This window comes from Bradyrhizobium sp. MOS001 (genome assembly GCF_004634465.1).
Taxonomy (GTDB): Bacteria; Pseudomonadota; Alphaproteobacteria; order Rhizobiales; family Xanthobacteraceae; genus Bradyrhizobium; species Bradyrhizobium barranii.
Map to the genome: position 1 here is coordinate 1 of NZ_SPVJ01000077.1, position 16,326 is coordinate 16,326.

The 16,326-nt window shown below is 61.2% G+C and carries 18 protein-coding genes; 10 read left to right on the forward strand and 8 right to left on the reverse strand.

Going from position 1 to position 16,326, the window contains the following annotated elements:
- Nucleotides 1-209 (forward strand): hypothetical protein (locus tag CT676_RS44935; RefSeq protein ID WP_205124631.1); only part of this gene is annotated, 209 nt, incomplete at its 5' end.
- Here CT676_RS44935 and CT676_RS41205 read toward each other — a convergent pair.
- From CT676_RS41205 to CT676_RS41215, 3 genes are all read right to left on the reverse strand, one after another.
- Entirely contained in the window at nucleotides 198-929 is a 732-nt protein-coding gene (locus tag CT676_RS41205; RefSeq protein ID WP_084795290.1) for a protein-L-isoaspartate(D-aspartate) O-methyltransferase, read from the reverse strand. The two genes, CT676_RS44935 and CT676_RS41205, sit on opposite strands and share 12 nt — an antisense overlap.
- Nucleotides 930-1,025: 96 nt before the next feature.
- Nucleotides 1,026-2,213 (reverse strand): 6-phosphofructokinase, encoded by a 1,188-nt coding sequence (locus CT676_RS41210; RefSeq protein WP_085403306.1) that lies wholly within the window; start codon nucleotides 2,211-2,213, stop codon nucleotides 1,026-1,028.
- 50 nt (nucleotides 2,214-2,263) lie between these two features.
- Nucleotides 2,264-3,415 carry a fructose-1,6-bisphosphatase gene (locus CT676_RS41215; RefSeq protein WP_343287580.1) on the reverse strand — a complete coding sequence of 384 codons (1,152 nt, stop codon included), beginning with the start codon at nucleotides 3,413-3,415 and terminating at the stop codon, nucleotides 2,264-2,266.
- Between CT676_RS41215 and CT676_RS41220 the strand changes: the two genes are divergently transcribed.
- Entirely contained in the window at nucleotides 3,408-3,605 is a 198-nt protein-coding gene (locus CT676_RS41220) for a hypothetical protein (RefSeq protein WP_135217087.1), read from the forward strand. The two genes, CT676_RS41215 and CT676_RS41220, sit on opposite strands and share 8 nt — an antisense overlap.
- A gap of 526 nt (nucleotides 3,606-4,131) precedes the next feature.
- Nucleotides 4,132-4,605 carry an Arm DNA-binding domain-containing protein gene (locus CT676_RS46355; RefSeq protein WP_343287581.1) on the forward strand — a complete coding sequence of 158 codons (474 nt, stop codon included), beginning with the start codon at nucleotides 4,132-4,134 and terminating at the stop codon, nucleotides 4,603-4,605.
- Nucleotides 4,606-4,846: 241 nt separating this feature from the next.
- On the opposite strand, the gene CT676_RS41230 is transcribed toward CT676_RS46355, so the two are convergent.
- A complete protein-coding gene (locus CT676_RS41230; RefSeq protein ID WP_085403308.1) occupies nucleotides 4,847-5,350 on the reverse strand; it encodes a MarR family transcriptional regulator in 504 nt (167 codons plus the stop codon).
- 144 nt (nucleotides 5,351-5,494) lie between these two features.
- Between CT676_RS41230 and CT676_RS41235 the strand changes: the two genes are divergently transcribed.
- The 6 genes from CT676_RS41235 to CT676_RS41260 are packed head-to-tail and all read left to right on the forward strand — an operon-like array spanning nucleotide 5,495 to nucleotide 12,110.
- On the forward strand, nucleotides 5,495-6,625 hold the full coding sequence (locus tag CT676_RS41235) for an amidohydrolase family protein (protein ID WP_135217088.1): 1,131 nt from the start codon (nucleotides 5,495-5,497) through the stop codon (nucleotides 6,623-6,625).
- Nucleotides 6,622-7,725, forward strand: a complete 1,104-nt coding sequence (locus CT676_RS41240) for an amidohydrolase family protein (RefSeq protein ID WP_135217089.1) — start codon at nucleotides 6,622-6,624, stop codon at nucleotides 7,723-7,725. The genes CT676_RS41235 and CT676_RS41240 overlap by 4 nt, the downstream gene beginning before the upstream one ends.
- Nucleotides 7,725-8,138 (forward strand): Rieske (2Fe-2S) protein, encoded by a 414-nt coding sequence (locus tag CT676_RS41245; RefSeq protein ID WP_063985295.1) that lies wholly within the window; start codon nucleotides 7,725-7,727, stop codon nucleotides 8,136-8,138. Before CT676_RS41240 ends, CT676_RS41245 begins: the two co-directional genes overlap by 1 nt.
- Nucleotides 8,139-8,188: 50 nt before the next feature.
- Nucleotides 8,189-9,202 (forward strand): extracellular solute-binding protein, encoded by a 1,014-nt coding sequence (locus tag CT676_RS41250; protein ID WP_244623488.1) that lies wholly within the window; start codon nucleotides 8,189-8,191, stop codon nucleotides 9,200-9,202.
- A gap of 31 nt (nucleotides 9,203-9,233) precedes the next feature.
- The gene (locus CT676_RS41255; protein ID WP_244623490.1) at nucleotides 9,234-10,973 is read left to right on the forward strand and encodes an iron ABC transporter permease; all 1,740 of its coding nucleotides are present in this window, start codon (nucleotides 9,234-9,236) and stop codon (nucleotides 10,971-10,973) included.
- 18 nt (nucleotides 10,974-10,991) lie between these two features.
- Entirely contained in the window at nucleotides 10,992-12,110 is a 1,119-nt protein-coding gene (locus tag CT676_RS41260) for an ABC transporter ATP-binding protein (RefSeq protein WP_085403313.1), read from the forward strand.
- A 14-nt stretch (nucleotides 12,111-12,124) separates the two neighbouring features.
- Here the strand turns inward: CT676_RS41260 and CT676_RS41265 are convergent, their stop codons facing one another.
- Together CT676_RS41265 and CT676_RS41270 are read right to left on the reverse strand one after the other, a co-directional pair.
- Entirely contained in the window at nucleotides 12,125-13,177 is a 1,053-nt protein-coding gene (locus CT676_RS41265) for an extracellular solute-binding protein (RefSeq protein WP_085403314.1), read from the reverse strand.
- A 5-nt stretch (nucleotides 13,178-13,182) separates the two neighbouring features.
- Nucleotides 13,183-14,511, reverse strand: coding sequence for a Rieske 2Fe-2S domain-containing protein (locus tag CT676_RS41270; protein ID WP_063985290.1), 1,329 nt, complete (start codon nucleotides 14,509-14,511; stop codon nucleotides 13,183-13,185).
- A 156-nt stretch (nucleotides 14,512-14,667) separates the two neighbouring features.
- Here CT676_RS41270 and CT676_RS41275 point away from each other — a divergent pair, with 156 nt between their 5' ends.
- Nucleotides 14,668-15,147 (forward strand): MarR family transcriptional regulator, encoded by a 480-nt coding sequence (locus tag CT676_RS41275; RefSeq protein WP_085403315.1) that lies wholly within the window; start codon nucleotides 14,668-14,670, stop codon nucleotides 15,145-15,147.
- A 27-nt stretch (nucleotides 15,148-15,174) separates the two neighbouring features.
- On the opposite strand, the gene CT676_RS46190 is transcribed toward CT676_RS41275, so the two are convergent.
- Together CT676_RS46190 and CT676_RS46195 are read right to left on the reverse strand one after the other, a co-directional pair.
- Nucleotides 15,175-15,654: an aminotransferase class III-fold pyridoxal phosphate-dependent enzyme gene (locus CT676_RS46190; RefSeq protein WP_275552146.1), complete on the reverse strand. Its 480-nt coding sequence runs from the start codon at nucleotides 15,652-15,654 to the stop codon at nucleotides 15,175-15,177.
- Nucleotides 15,647-16,210 (reverse strand): aminotransferase class III-fold pyridoxal phosphate-dependent enzyme, encoded by a 564-nt coding sequence (locus CT676_RS46195; protein ID WP_275552147.1) that lies wholly within the window; start codon nucleotides 16,208-16,210, stop codon nucleotides 15,647-15,649. The genes CT676_RS46190 and CT676_RS46195 overlap by 8 nt, the downstream gene beginning before the upstream one ends.
- Nucleotides 16,211-16,326 lie beyond the last annotated feature (116 nt).

Sequence of the window (16,326 nt, forward strand, 5' to 3'; positions counted from 1 at the left end):
GGCCAGTCATTGGACGCTCCGACGCGAGACATCGGCCGCCTGCAACGATTGGCGACCACGGCCGCGTGCCGACCTATCCGTTTGCACACACCCAAGACCCGAAGCCGACAGGTTCGAACAGCTGGCGCTTTCCGCAAGGCTCCAGCCAGCGAGGCGACTGCGCAAGTGCTGCTCAAGAATTAAACGTCGATTGGCTTTTAATCTGGTGAGCGCGTAAAGGGTACAAACCGCACGAGGCTGGCGGCGCGCGTTGTTGTCTTGCCCGGGCCGGTTTTTTCCACCACCGTGAGTTGCTGAGTGGTGTAGGCAGGTCCCACCGGCATCACCAGCCGGCCACCCAATTTGAGCTGCTCAATCAGCGGCGCCGGTACGTGCCCGAGCGCTGCGGTGACGATGATTGCTTCAAAAGGACCGCAATCGGGCCAGCCAGCATAGCCGTCGCCAAGCCGAACGCTCACATTGTCATACGCGAGGTCTTTGAGCGTTTTGGCTGCGGCTGCGGCCAACTGCGGGATGATCTCGATGGTGCAGACCTTTCGCGCCAGGTGCGCAAGGATGGCAGCCTGATAGCCCGAACCCGTACCGACTTCGAGCACAACATCATCGGGCGCGACGTAAGCCAGCTGAGTCATCAAGGCCACGATGAATGGCTGCGATATGGTCTGGCCGGCGCCGATCGGAAGCGGCATGTCTGCGTATGCGATGGAGCAAGATCGCTCAGGGATGAACAGATGGCGTTGTGTTTGCCCCATGGCCTCAAGGACTCTCCCCGACAGCCCCTGCTGTCCCAAAACACTGACGTGGGACCGGGCGTAAGACCGGATGGTTTCGACCATGGCGGCGCGTTCGAGGACGCATTGCGCGTCCTGTGCGGTCACTTCGCGCACGACGGTCACCATAGAAAGCACGAGCAGCAGCAAGGTCCTCATGAGCCGTCTCCCCGATCTCGGTGGCGCTGCGGCGACAAGGCCGGTTGCGACGCACCCGCAGCAACCAGTCATGCCGGCGCTTGGGTCACCATCTATCTATGACGCGCGGTTGAGAAAGATCGGCAACCCCTGCTTGTTGCCGTAGATGGGGCGATAGCGCTCCGTGTTGTAGCTGCTGGCGACGTCCAATTTGCGCGGGCCGAGCTTGGCGTCAGGGATGGGCACGAGGTCGTAGCAGCCCTCTACCAGCGCCGACATGAGGCCGGTCTTGCCTTCCAGGATGGCATCGTAGGCCATGTTGCCGAAAGTCAGGGCCACAAGCTTGTCGATGAAGTCCGGATCGCCCGATCGCAGGTCGTAGGTGAGGTCGGAGGTGATCGTCTCCTCGCCGGCGCGCCGCCTGATCTCGTCGGCAAGCGATTCCGCCACGTTGGCCTTCTTGCGGTGACCGTAGGCGTCAGGCTCGCCGTATTCCTGCAGGTTGAAGCCCTCCCACTCGGCACCCTCGCTGAGCACGATCAGCGCGTAGTTGCTTGGGTTCGCTCGCTTCTCCTCGAGGAGCAGCTGGATCAGTTTGTCGAGGTTGACCTTGTACTCCGGTATGACGCATCGTATCGAGGTCGCATACGCGGCGTAGAGCGCTGTGAATCCAGCATCGCGGCCAAAGACGCGGAAAATGCCAATTCGCTCATGCGAGCCGACAGTGGTGCGCTGTCGCTGGATGGCATCGCTGGCGCGGGTGATCGCGGTCGAGAAGCCGATGCAGTACTCGGTGTTGCGGACGTCGTTGTCCATCGTCTTCGGGATGGCGATGATCTTGACGCCGAGTTCGTTGAGCTTGGCCGCATAACTGAGCGTGTCGTCGCCGCCGATGGCGATCAGGTGTTCGATTCCGAGCCCCGAAAGGTTCGCCAGCACCTGGCCGGTGAGGTCCCAGGTCTTGGTTACGATGCCGTCCTTGGTACTCAGGGAGACTGGAACGTCCCTGCCGACGAGATGATCGGGCAGCTTTTGTATTCTGGACGGATTGATGCGGCTCGAGTGCAGCACGGTGCCGCCGCGCCGGTCGATAGTGCGAGTGTTTTCACGGTTGAGCGGGATGACATAGTGAGACCTGCTGGTCGGGTCCTCGAGGTTCAAGTGCGTGAGGGCCTCCCAACCACGGCGGAGACCGACGACCTCGATGTCGTTCTCACTGCCGCGATAAGTCACGCTCTTGATGACTGCGTTGAGGCCGGCGACGTCGCCGCCGCCCGTGAGAATGCCGATGCGTCTTTTCGCCAAGCCAAACCTCCCAGCATTGGCAGGTCGTAATAATGCACAGCGCAGCTTCGCTACTCGGCCGCCTCCGGCTTGCGCTCCTCACGCAGCCGAAATCGCTTCACGAGTGCGGATACGGTGTCGCGGAAGCCGCCATATTCCAGCTCAGAATATGGCAGCATCGCAGCGCCGGACCAGCCCTGGCTGGGCATCTCGATTGCCTTGCGTTGCGCGCGCCGGCGCACCTCGTCCCACGCCGGGGTGTCGAAGAAATCGGTATAGGACTCGGAAAAGCGGCCGTCCTTGTCGACCGAAAAGCCAGCGCAAGAAACGATCGGCAGGCAGTACATGCCAGTGACCGGTGTATTGAGCGGCACGGGCATCAGCGGCATCACATGCGAGCCGCGCGCATCGCCACCCACGAAGTGTGCCTTGGCGAAGGGCGAGATAATCTCCTCGGGCGCCGGGAAAATTCCCTGGTTCCTGATGATTGCGACCGGATCGTCCTTGCCGGTGTACTTGCCTGCGATTGCGTGAAGACGTTGCGCCGACACGGCGGCGGCAACCTCGCCATATGTTTGAGAAACGATGCGATCAATGCCAAAGCGCTCGTTGTCGCGGAGCAGCGCGGCAATGTGGTAGTTGTCCTCGGGCGCGTCGAGTTCGATCACGCTGTCGCCCGCCGTGTGGTCCATGTCGATGACATGGAAACGGAATCCCTTGATCATCGGGGGTAGCATCAGCCCGGCGCAATACATGGGATCAGCGAAGGCGAGGTAGAGCGGCAGGTTATAGGCGCCGGGGCCGCATTTGTCGGCGGCGAACACCATGAATGATTCCGCGGGTCTCGGCCCCGAGAGGCTGTGGTCGAAGCTGAGCTCGGCGACGCCCGGGCCGGCACCGCGAATGTTTCCGGAAGGTGCGTCTGCGAGAAGATCCTGGCCGGCGCCGTAGAGACCGGAAGTCCTTGCAACCGAAGTGGCCGTAAGAAACGCCTTCCAGGCGAGTTGATGGATCTCTGAGCTCCCCTCGCCACGTGTGTGCGTCATGATGATCGCAATGTCGTCGCCGGTGTGGCAGACAAAACCGTCGATCAACAGACCATTGCAGATCGCCTTCGCGACCTCGCCCTCGACAGCTGCCATCATGCGTGAAGATGGCTTCGTATGCCCGCCGACTGAGCCAACGTCAGCCTTGATGACCGAAAGAGTGAGTCTCATGAGCATTCTCTCCGACCAGCACAGCGCGACGCCTCTGCGCGGGCTGCGCCGGGGCGACGGCGCTGCTCATACGCCGGAAGAACGTCTGATGCTACGTTCGGTTCCGCAGATGCCCTTCCTGCTCGAAAAATTCGGGCTCATCCGCTTCCCGAGATCTTCAACCACCTTAGGGATCATACCAGAACCGATAGGATAAGTAGATCATGCGCATCATTTTCTGCGGTGCACGAGTCCGGTTTTGGCCCGCGTGATACACGCCGGTGCAGTCTGACGATTTCCGTTCACAGGGGTAGACCGGAAGAGAGCGGCATTGTCCGCCGCTTGTGCCCGCACTGTAGGTAAGAAGGTGTCGAAACCACTGGAGAAGCGGCAGCCCAAAGAGCTCAGCAAGCGCCAGCTTTACGCCATACTAGCTGAGGCGGTCAGGAATACGGACTAAGAGCTAGCCCGCGAAGCGCGCCCGCCCTCCATAGTCCTGAAACGGGAAATGATATTGCCCGTCAGAATGCGGCGTCTATTGCAGATCGTGCCAAGATCGGGAAAGTTCGGCAATCTATGACGGCGTGTTCCGCCCGTGAATACACCGTATGGTTGGCCCAGAACAAAACGGGCCACGTTGTCATTTCAAACTAGGCCACTGTCGCCGGAAACAGGCCAGTGCCAAGACTTTGACAGTGGTCCGACCAGATCGACTTGCTTGAGGATGGGAGACCGCTTGGCCTATTACACAGCCCCTCAAAAGTGACCAACGGAAGTTATTCGCATTTTCGCAGTGCCGTCATCATCTTCTCAGCCAGCAACAACAACGGCGACGGTCTCTACCTCGTCGTCGCGAGTGCCAGAACTGGTGCTACCGATACTGGAAAGAAGGTAAGCCGCGCTGGCTCGGTCTAGGATCGCTCAAAGACGTGTCGCTAAAGGACGCGCGGCTTGCCCGCGACGCAGCGCGTCTTCGTGTCAAAGGCGATCGCAGCGCACCCGGCGTCGACATCGTGTGGAGAAGCGAGCGGCGCCTGAGGAAGCGAAAGCCGGAGAGACCAAGGTCACCCTGCCTACTTTCGAGCTGTGCGCCGAAATCTACATGCGCAAGCACTGGTCGATCTGGAGCACGAAGCATCGCAGTCAATGGCCGTCGTCGCTCAAACGGTACGCTGGCCCGACAATTGGAAACTCACGATCCCAGAGATCAAGCCTAGCCACGTCTACGAATTGTTGCGGCCGATCCGGGTTGAAAAGCGAGAGACGGCTACAACTTTCAGAACAATGCGCCATCTAGCAGGACCTTGGGGGCGATCCGAAACCGCCGGTCGTCTCCCTAAGGAGGGCAAGAGCGTCGCGCGTGCCGTGAGTGAGACGGGGACATCCTATCGAGAAACGTTCTGCGGGGTGGACTTGAGCGTCGTAGCTCACTTGATCCTTCCGCTGCTGTCTGATCCGTTAGTGCTCCCAATCAGCATGATCCAAGGCATTAGAAAGCTGAAGTAAAAGTTGCGACAATTGTTTTTTGTCGGCGATTGGGAAATCTTTGAATAGCCGAGCCTCGCGCTTACGCGAGGCTTCGGCCATTCTAGTGGCGAAATCTCTACCTTCGCGGGTAAGCTTGGCGATAGCGGCTCTGCCACGGGAGCGAGTCTGCTCGATCGAGATCAGCCCTCGATCCGCCAGGATGGCGAGACTGCGACTTGCTGCAGCCTTGTCGACGTCGGCAGCGTCGGAAAGTTCACTGACATTGAGGGATTCGATGCTCTTGAGCGTCATGAGAAGACGCCATTCCACGATGCCGATGTTCCAGGCCGCGCGGTAATACGCAGTCGCGCCTCTGTTGAGGCGCATGCCGAGGGTCGACACCAGCACGGCCACATGTTCACGGGCCAGCATTCCGGCATTCCGGGAACGTTCGTCCGAAGCTTTCTCCCTCTCGAATTTCTTGGTCGCCGGCATTTTCGAAGATCTCCAATGGACTTCGTTCCAAGTCCCGCATTTTGCAGCGCATTGATCCAGATCAAATTTCTTGACAAAACATTTATTGATGTATCAACATAGCGTCCAATCTCCCAATTCCAAGAAAAAAGTGGCGAGAGTGACATGGAAGGAAACGGCTTGGTCGCCGGTCTTGATCAGGCGAGGACGTATGCCAGCGCAATCGATTGCGACCTTCATCCGGCTGTGCCCGGGATGGGCGTCCTCCTGCCCTATCTGGACGATTATTGGCGCGAGATGGTCTCCGTCCGCGCGCTCGACCGTCTCAATCTGAGCCTGACCAGCTACCCGCAGAACTCGCCACTATCCTGTCGTCCGGACTGGCTTCTCCCGGGTGGTGCGAAGGCGGGCTCCTCGCTCGAAGCGATGCAAGACCATGTGCTCGATCGGTTTCGACCACGCTATGGAATTCTGAACTGCCTCTACGGCGCGCAGGTCCTTCACAGTGAGGATATGGCGGCAGCGTTCTGCCGGGCGACCAACGACTGGATCAGGGATCACTGGCTCAATCGGGATCCGCGCCTCCGCGCCTCGATCGTGATCCCGTCGCACAACGCGGAACTCGCCGTGGCGGAAATCGACCGCCGCGCCGACGACTTCCGGTTCGTGCAGGTCCTCATGCTGGTGTCCGGTGAAACTACGCTGGGCCGGCGACATCTCTGGCCCATCTACGAACGCGCCGAGCGCCTCGGCCTGACGATCGGAATTCACGCAGGAAGCGCCTATCGATATGCGCCTACCGCCGTCGGGTGGCCGTCATACTATGTCGAGGACTATGTGGCGCAATCCGCCGCATTCGAGAGCCAGCTTCAAAGCCTGATATCGGAGGGCGTGTTCGCGAAGTTTCCCGGGCTCAAGGTCGTTGCAATCGAATCCGGGTTGACGTGGCTGAGCGGGTTCATCTGGCGCGCCGACAAGACATGGAAAGGCGTGCGAGCCGAGGTTCCGTGGGTCACGCGCACGCCGTCGGAGATCATCCGTAACAATGTGCGCTTCACCGTCCAGCCGGTCGATGCGGCGGACGACGGCGAGGCCATCATGCGGCTCGCCGATCACATCAAGTCGGACGAACTGTTCCTGTTCTCGACGGACTATCCGCATTGGCATTTCGACGGGGATGCGGTTCTCTCCGGCCGGCTCCCTGATGCGCTTTTCCGCAAGATCGCCAGTGAAAATGCGCTCGCCACTTACTCGCGATTGGCCACGGCCGATCAGATCATGGAGGTTGTGCCATGAGCACCGTTGAACTGGAACGGCCACGGGCCTCGAACTACAAGCTGAAAGTCATCGATTGCGACATCCATCCGGCGATGACGTCCTGGACCGAGGTGCATCCTTATCTGGAAAGGCAATGGATCGAGCATCTTACGGTCTATGGCAGCCACCTGCGCCACGCCTTCTCCGAGGCGCTGTCGCATCCGCGCATGTCGCCCGACGCTGCGCGGATCGATGCCTATCCGGAGGAGGGTGGGCCGCCGGGATCGAGCCTTGACCTGATGAAGAAGCAGCACCTCGATCCGAACGGGATCGAGGTGGGCATGTTGATACCCCTGCGCTGGAATCCGGGCAGTCAGAGAAATCTCGACCTTGGCGTCGCATTGACCCGCGCGATGAACACCTGGCAGGTCGAACGCTGGGTGAAGCAGGAGCCGCGTTTGAGGGCCTCGGTGCTGATCGCCCAGGAAGACACGGTTGCCTCCGTCGCCGAGATCGATTCCAGGGGAGGGGATCCCAACTTTACCCAGATCTTGATCCTGCCCAAGACGGACGAGCCGCTCGGACGCCGGCGCTACTGGCCGATCTATGAGGCGGCCGTGCGCAACAACCTGCCGATCACGATTCATGTCGGTGGCACCAATGGCCATCCATCGACCGGCGGCGGATGGACATCCTATTACATGGAGGAACATCACTCGGTCGCCCAGACCATGCAGGCGGTCGTGGCGAGCCTTGTCTTCGAAGGGGTCCTGGCGCGCTTTCCCGAGTTGCGCGTCGTGATCATGGAAGGCGGCTTGGGCTGGGTACCGTCGCTCAATGCGCGCATGGACAAGCACTGGGCACGCCTTCGGAGCGAGGTTCCTCATGTGAAGAAGCCGCCGTCGGAATATGTGCGCGAGCAGGTGTGGTTCAGCACGCAGCCGATGGAAGAGCCGGCGACGTCGGCCGAATTGATCGATCTGTTCGACAGGATCGGATGGGATCGGCTGCTGTTCTCCACCGACTACCCGCATTGGGATTTCGACGATCCGCGCTACGCGTTTCGTGCCAACCTCACACAGGCCCAGCGCGAGCAGCTTCTCTACGAGAATGCGCGCAAGTTCTACAGGCTGGACTGATGGCGCGGCATGTGGTTGCGACCGTGGATCAGATCCCGCCGGGCCAGCGCCTGCTGGTCCAGGTCAATGGACGCGAGATCGGCATCTTCAATGTCGAGGGCGAGTATTTCGCCGTCGGCAATCGTTGCCCGCATGAGGGGGCGTCCCTGTGCAAGGGACGCATCGTCGGGCTCGTCGAGGCGACGGGGCCCGGTGACTATCAATACAGCCGTCGTGGTGAGTTGTTGCGCTGCCCGTGGCATGGCTGGGAATTCGATCTGCGAACCGGTCGGTCATGGTGCGAGCCGGATCGCACCAAGGTCCGAAGCTATGAGCTGAAAGTCGAGCCCGGAGGCGCGCTGATCGAAGGCGAGCTGCGCGCCGAAACGTTTCAGGTCACGATCGACAAGCAATATGTTGTCTTGGAAGTCTGAAGACCAGTGAATCAATTAAGCAAATAAAAGCGCATTGGGAGGAGTAAGTGGTGTTCAAGCTAGGGATGTCGGCGGCTGTCGCCTGTTTCGTGGGTCTGTTGAGCTCCGCGCAAGCCGAGGACGGTTCTTGGGACAAGGTCGTCGAGGCCGCCAAGAAGGAAGGCAAAGTCGTGGTCTACAACATGGCCTTGGGCGCTCCCTACTTCACGGCTGTCCTCAAGTCGTTCGAAGCGAAGTACGGAATTCCGGTCGAGAGTCTCGACCTCCGTGCCAGTGAGCTCTCCGAGCGCATCCGCACCGAGCAGGCGGCCGGCCGCTTTCTGGGCGACGCGGAAATGGTCACGACGACCATGATCGAGGAGCAACTCAAGAACGGCGATTTCGTGCAGAAACTGCCGCCGATCCCGAATGCCGCCCATTTGCGACCGCCGTTCAAAGCCAATGAATACAGCGTGCCGGCCTTCATGCAGCCGATGGGCATCCTCATCAACACGCGGCTGGTCAAGGAGCAGGACATCCCGACGAGCTGGAACGATCTCAACGATCCCAAATGGAAGGGCAAGATCCTCTCGGACGACATGCGGCCGCTCGGCAGCGGGAATACCATGTTCGCCATCCTGGAAAAGACCATGGGCACCGACTTCAACCAGAAGCTCGCCGAGCAAAAGCCCGTGTTCAGCCGCGATATGCGAAACGACGCGCGGCGCGTCGCTCGCGGCGAGTACGCAATCTATATCCCGCAGATCTTTGCCTTTACGTCCGATCTGAAGGGGCTGCCGGTGAAAGTCGTGATTCCGAAGGAGGGTGCACCTTTCGCGGAGATGGATCTCGCGGTGCTCAAGAACGCGCCGCATCCCAACGCTGCGCGTTTGTTCATCGACCACTTCCTCAGCGTCGAGTCGCAATTGCTCTACGCGAACGCATGGATGCTTCCGGTGAACGCCGCGGCCGCCGAGCGCGCCAATCCGGACGCGCAGCAGTTCGTGAACGCCAAGATCATTGGTCCCGCCAAGCTGGCTGAGCGCTCCTCGATGATGGATCTCGCCAAGAAGCTTTACCCCTGAGAGACCCATGAGCGTTTCAGCCGGAGAGGGAGTGAACAACCTCGTCGAGAGGCGTACGACCGGCCTGAGCGGGATCGGGCGGTGGCTGCAGGCGACTGCGGCAGGCCGCCTTGCGGCGCTCGCTCTGCTCGTCGTCGTTCTCGCCTTCCTTTCCGTCTATCCGCTGTCGATGCTGCTCTATGGAAGCCTGCATTCGACGCCGCCGGGAATGGCCGGCACTTTCAATCTGGACGGATATCGCGACGTCATCACGCTGCAAAGCGCGGTGACACTCCTCAACACCGTCGGCATATCCCTGGCCAAGACCATCCCTTCGGTAATCCTGGCCGTCTTGCTCGCCTGGATACTGGCGCGAACCGACACGCCATTCCGGGGGGCTCTGGAAGTCCTGATCACGCTGCCATTCTTCATTCCCCCGATCCTGACCGCAATGGCGTGGGGCATGCTCGGCAATCCGCAGGTCGGATTGCTCAATCAGCTCTATCAGTGGGTCACGGGATCAGAGACAGCGCCGATCAACGTCTATTCATATGGCGGCGTAGTCTGGCACATGATGCAGTATTCCGTGCCGTTCCTGTTTCTTCTTATCGTGGACGCCTTCCGAGCGATGGATCCGAGTCTCGAGGAGGCGGCGACCATGTGCGGCGCATCACGCCTGCGAACTTTTCGCTCTGTCACGCTGCAGCTTATGCTGCCCGCGCTGACCGGTGCGGCCATCCTGAGCTTCATTCGCGGCATCGAGAATTTCGAGTCGCCGCTCTTCTTCGGCTCACCGGCGGGAATTCGGGTCATCACGACGGACATCTACGACTCGATCAACCAGCGGTCGCCGCCGCAATATCAGTATGCAACCGCGATCAGCTTCGTCATCATGGCGCTATTGTTCCTGATCGTTCTTCTGCAGCGGCGGATGCTGCGCGGCCCGAGTTTTCAGACCATCACCGGCAAGGGCTATTCACCTTCGGTGATGAAACTCGGTGCATGGCGATGGGCAACCTTTGCCTTTTGCGTTCTGTTCTTTGTGGTGACGGTGGTCCTCCCGGTCGGGCAACTCATCATCGGCTCGTTCTTCAAGTTCTTCGGGTTCTACCAGTGGGACATGCTGACACTCGAGCACTATCAGGCGGTGTTCGGCAGCAGCGAGTTCTGGCGCGGGTTCAGCAACACGATGTTCCTGGGCCTCGTCGGCGCCACGCTGACGATGTTGCTCGGCGCAACCGTCGCCTATGTCTCGGTCCGAACGAAGTGGCGAGGCCGGTTGCTGATCGATTCGATGGCTTGGCTGCCGTGGATGATGCCCGGCATCGTCCTTGGTGTCGGGTTTCTCTGGGGGTTTGCTCTGCTGCCTCACGCGATTCCGATCTACGGCACGATCTGGGCGCTGCTGCTGGCCTATATTTCGCTTGGGACGCCGCTTTCGGTGCGCGCCATGTCGAGCGCATATGCGCAGCTTTCGTTCGACCTCGAGGAGTGCTCCCGGGTGCATGGCGCAAGCTGGCTGCAAACCATGAGGCGCATCGTCCTTGCCCTGGCCTGGCCTTCCTTCGCCGTCGGATGGGTGCTGGTGTTCTTCGGCATCATGCGCGAGCTGAGCGCATCCGTTCTGCTCTATTCTGTCGGCTCCGAGGTGTTGTCTGTCGTGCTGCTGAAGCTGTGGGCGAACGGCAATGCGGAGCAGGTCAGTGTCATTGGGCTCATCATGATGGTTCTCGTGATCGTCTTCCGTTGGGTTCAACTCAAGTTCATCAGCAGCCGTATCGGTGGAATGTGACCAGGCTTGGATCGTGCCATGTCGAATGTCGTTCTTGAGAAGGTGAGCCGGAGCTTCGGTAATTTCGTCGCGGTCGACGGCGTCGACCTGCGCGTCAGCGAGGGTGAATTCGTCACCCTGCTGGGGCCGTCGGGGTGCGGCAAGACCACGACGTTGCGGATGGTCGCGGGCCTCGAGCAAAATTCCGGCGGCCGCATCAGCATAGGCAACGAGGTCGTCAGCGATGCGGCTCGCGGCGTCTTTGTTCCGTCGGAGCGCCGGCGGCTCGGCATGGTCTTCCAGTCATACGCGATCTGGCCGCACATGACCGTCTTCGAGAACGTCGCCTATCCGCTGCGGGTGCGCCGCAAATCCGCGGCCGAGATACGCGATCTCGTCGCCAGGGCACTCCGCCTCGTCGAAATGCAGGATTTCGCCGAGCGGCCGGCACCGGCGCTGTCCGGCGGCCAGCAGCAGCGAGTGGCGATCGCGCGGGCCCTCGTCTTCGAACCCAAGGTGCTGCTGCTCGACGAGCCGCTCAGCAATCTCGACGCAAAGCTCCGTCTGCAGATGGGCGACGAGTTCCGTTCGATCCAGAGACGGCTTGGGATGACGAGCCTGTACGTGACACATGATCAGGCCGAAGCGATGGCGTTGTCCGACCGTGTGGTCGTGATGGATCGCGGCCGAATCCAGCAGATCGGTGCGCCCGAGGAAATTTATCGCTATCCCGCAAACCGGATCGTGGCGGCCTTCTTCGGAACACCGAACCTGCTGGAGGCCAGTGTGGAGGCCTGCACGCGGATCGACGATCGCCGGGTGCGGCTCAACGTCGTCGGCAAGGGCTGGCGTGGAGCGTGCGAGTCGGCAAGCGAGATCCGGCCCGGGCGGCCCGTGACCGTCATGGTTCGTCCCGAGGACGCGCGTATCGCGGCGCCGGATGCGGCTCACAGTGACCACGAGCTTCGATGGTCCGGACAGATTGCGCACACGATCTTCCGCGGCCCGATCCGGTCGGTCGTGGTGCAGACCGACGATAGCCGCCTCAATGTCGATGCGCCGCCGTTCGGTGGCTTCTCCGTCGGAGACAATGTGACCGTCGTCGTTCCGCAGCAATCAGCTTGGGCAGTGCCGGAGCAGGCCGGCGCAGCCCCTTAAGCCGGGGGTGCCTCTCAGCGATAGATCTGCTGAGCCAAAGACAGCATCTCGTTCATGCGTTCGGGATCGGTGGTGCCGAGAAGCTTCGTTGTTTCGATCTGTGCCACCGCGGGATCGACACCGGTCAGCGCGTCCGCCGTGGTCGGCAGCAGCCCGAGCCTCGCAAGGCTCTGCTGCATCGTCTTGCCCAGATAGTATTCCATCAGCAGCCGCGCCGCGTTTGGGTGAGGCGCATTCTTCAGCAGCGCGAGATCGTAGCCGACGTAGGGCAGCCCCTCCTTTGGCGCGATGAACTTGACCGGGAGGCCCTTGAGTTCGAGCAGCGATGTCAGACTGTCGGGGATGTAGAGCGGGTATTCGCCGCGCGCTACGCGGCGCTCATTTGCGGGTATCTCCCGGCTGAACTTCAGGTCCTGCTGGGCAAGCTTCTCGTGGAAGGCGCGCCCGTAGAGGTCCTGCAGGACCGAGAAGAGCACGCCGCCGCCGCCGAGCGTCCGCAGATCGTCGCTGAGGATTTTTCCTTTCCAGCGCGGATCCGTCAGGTCGAGCCAGCTTTTCGGCTCGTCCGCCGGCTTGACCAGCATGGTATTCGCCAGGATGCCGTAGACGATCGCAAAGACAGGGAGCCGCATGCCGTCGCTTGGGAAGTCCGCCTTGAGACGGCCGAGGCTGGGGAGGGGGCCGTGAGGTTCGAAGACACGCTCCTCCTTGATCTGCAGCGTGGTCGTGGTCCGCCCGTTCTCGGAGACGTCGGCTGCGTTGCGGCCCGCGGCCTGCTCGATGCGGATGCGCTCCCGGACTTCGCTCGCGCGCGCTTCGAGAATGTCCACGGTGATTCCGTAGGCGGACTCGAACTCCTTCTTGAGCTCCTTGTGCGCGGCAAGGCCGACGAACGCGCTGTAGAGCACCACGCGGCCTTCCTTCTTTGCGGCTGCGACCAACGCGGACCATTCGCCCTCCGCTCTCGACGGGGCCATGATCGATGGCAGGATCGAAGAGGCGGTCAGTCCAAACACCGTAGCGCGGCGCGTGATGCGCGCGCGCTTTTCCCGGTCCGGCGTGGCCATTGTCGCTACTCCGCGGCTTGCGGGCTCGGGGCACGCCAGCGAATGGCGGTCTTCAACTTGTCCTGATAGGCCTCGAGCCAGTCGATCTTCGCGTCAGCGTAGTAGGAGCCTGCGCGCGCGTTCCAGAACACCTCGGCATCGTCGACGCCGGGCGGCACGGTGCCGCTGTTGGCGAATGCCCGTGCAGCGTTGAGCAGGCGCCGCCTCGTCCGCGCGATCATCACGTCGCTCGGTGCGAGATGTTCCTTGGTGTGATCGACGATCGGCCCCATGCTTTCCGTGACGGCTTGGTCCTGCATCACGATGTTGCGGATGCCGGTGTAGATCTTGTTGGTGCGCTGAGCTTCGCGATCGATCTGCCAGTCGTTGCCGATGTTCTGGACCGCACGCCAGCGCCCATACCAGTCCGTGGTGTTGGGCAGATAATCCAGACCGTCGGCCCCGGGGATGCCGCCACCGGATTTCAGCTTGGAACTCGAGTAAGTCGCCCCCTTGGCGCGGCCGCCATAGATCGAGATCAGCATCGTGTGGGTGTCGTCCATGGGCACCCACGCCTTGGCGACCACGTGGTCGGCAAAGTCGGCGTTCGGGGTCTGGGTCCAGAACGGCAGTGAGAAATGCGCCATGCGCCAGTGCATTCGATCGTCCGCTTCCGGCCGAAACGCGCCGTACATCGTGCCCCAGTCGGTCTCGGTGACCTTGTACTCCGGCGCTCGGTTGGAAACCGTGTGACGGGCCGGGTGGCCTTCCTCGAAATCATCAGGGTTGATGTGTCCGGCATGCAGGAAGCCGAAATGCGACGTGTCGATATCGCCTTCGAGGCCCTGGAGCCAGTTGGCTTCGCGTTGGAGGATGGTGACGGTCAGATCCTGCTCCGGAACGAACAGCGCTTCGTGCATCGGCATCGGCGGCGCCTCGGCCCGCGCGCCCATGTAAACCCATATGAGGCCCGCGCACTCGCGAACCCTGTAGCTTTTTGCGCGGACCTTTTCCTTGAAATCCTGCGGAGGGGGGACGTTCGGCATTTCGAGGCAGCGGCCGTCAACGTCGAACTTCCAGCCGTGATAGACGCAACGGATGCCGTCCTGCTCGTTACGGCCGAGGAACAGCGAGGCACAGCGATGTGGACATTGATGATCCAGCACGCCAACCCGGCCCGAGCTGTCACGGAAGGCAATGAGCTGCTCACCAAGCAGCATCAGGCGCATTGGATCGCCGTCGACCGATAGTTCCGAAGAGAGGGCGGCGGGTATCCAGTATTGCCGCATCATCTCGCCCATGACCGTACCCGGGCCAACCAGCGTCAGATCCTGGCCGTCAGTCGATTTCGACATGGTGATCCTCCCTAGCTCTTTTGAATGCTTATTATTTGCATTATGCAAGTAATTCGCCCCTGCGTCAATGACGCGATCGTCCGGAAAGCGAGCGGTTGAGCGGTGCAGTGCAACTCGTTATGGTTCTGCTCCCATCACCGCGAGCAAATTGTCTTGATGAACAAGGTCAGCACGATCCTCCCGCTCGAGAACTGGACCGGATACCGGTTCGGTCTCATCGCTTCGCGGCTGGGCAGCTTCATCTCCCCCATGTACGAAGATCGTTACGAGCTGACGATGCCGGCCTGGCGAAGCCTCGCGGTCATTGCCAGGCATCAGCCGCTGACGGCCACGCAACTTGCGACATTGACCTCGTCCGATGCGTTCAAGGTCGCGCGCTCCATCGAATTGCTGGTGCGCCGAGGGCTGATTCATCGTGACGTGGATAAAGCGGACCGCCGCCGCGCCAGCCTGAGCCTCACGACCGATGGCCGCAAGGTCTACAAGGATATCGAGAAATTCGTTGTTCGGGTCGAGCGCAAGCTCATGGCCGCGCTCGATCCGCACGAAATCGAGGTTTTGAGGCGAAGCCTCGACAAGCTCGATCAGCAACTGGAGACCGAGATCAAAGCACAGGGCCGCGAGAAATTCCTGTAACGGTCTCCGGCGGCCTCTGTTTGCGCCTCAGTATCTTACAATGTCCGAATGCCGCTCTTGATGCCATCGGCGATCTGACCAATCTGCTCCTCGTTGATGATAAGAGGCGGCGAGGATCAGTGTATCGCCAACAGCGCGAACAAAGATCCCATTTTCGAAACAATTGTTCGCCACGGCGCGGGCCCGTTGACCAGGAGCGTTCGGGGCAGCTTTGATCTCTACGGCCCCAAGTAGCCCGAGGTTGCGGATATCGCGGACCGCGCCGCCGGCGCCCCTGATGTCGTGAATGGCGGCTTCCCATGTCCCGGCGATGCGCGCGACTTTCTCGAAGATGCCTTCCTCCTGATAGACATCCAGGGTGGCAATCGCGGCGGCGCAGGCAAGCGGGTGGCCGGAGTAGGTGTAGCCGTGAGCGAGCTCGACGGTGGCCTCCGGTCCCTGCGACATGGCCTCGTGCACATGATGATGAACCAGCACGCCTCCCATTGGAACGGCGCCGTTACTCATCCCATTCGCGCATGAGGTCCGGCGTGACGCCTAGAGCCTGTGCGGCAAACGGCGCCCCTAGTCTTCCGAAGCCGGTGACGACCTCATCGAAGATCAGCAGGATGCCGTGCTTGCTGGTGATCTCGCGCAGCCGCTTGAGATAGCCCTTGGGCGGCGGCAGCACGCCGCCGGCGCCAGCTATCGGTTCGACGATGACGGCTGCGACTGTCGAGGGGTCCACCGCGGTCAGGAGACCTTCCAGCGCATCTGCAAATTCGACGCCGTGCTCGGGCTCGCCCTTGCTGAACGCATTTCGCGCGAGATCATGTGTGTGAGGAAGGTGTGACACCCCCGGAAGCATGACGCCGAACTGCGCCCGCTGCCATCCGATGCCCGAGACCGAGAGTCCGCCGAATCCCATTCCATGGTAACTGCGCTGGCGCCCGATCAGGCGCTGGCGATGGCCTTCGCCGCGCGCCCGGTGATAGGCCAGCGCCATCTTAAGGGCGGTGTCGACCGCCTCGGAGCCGGATCCGGCGAGGAAAGTATGGTCAAACCCTTCCGGCGCGATCTCCAACGCGGCAAAGTCAGCTAAGGGCCGATTTTGTTGCAAAAGTCAGTTGAGACGAGCCGGCAAGCGTGATTCCGTTGTGATGACGCGAATCGCGACGAGGTCGATCCATGATGGGCCGT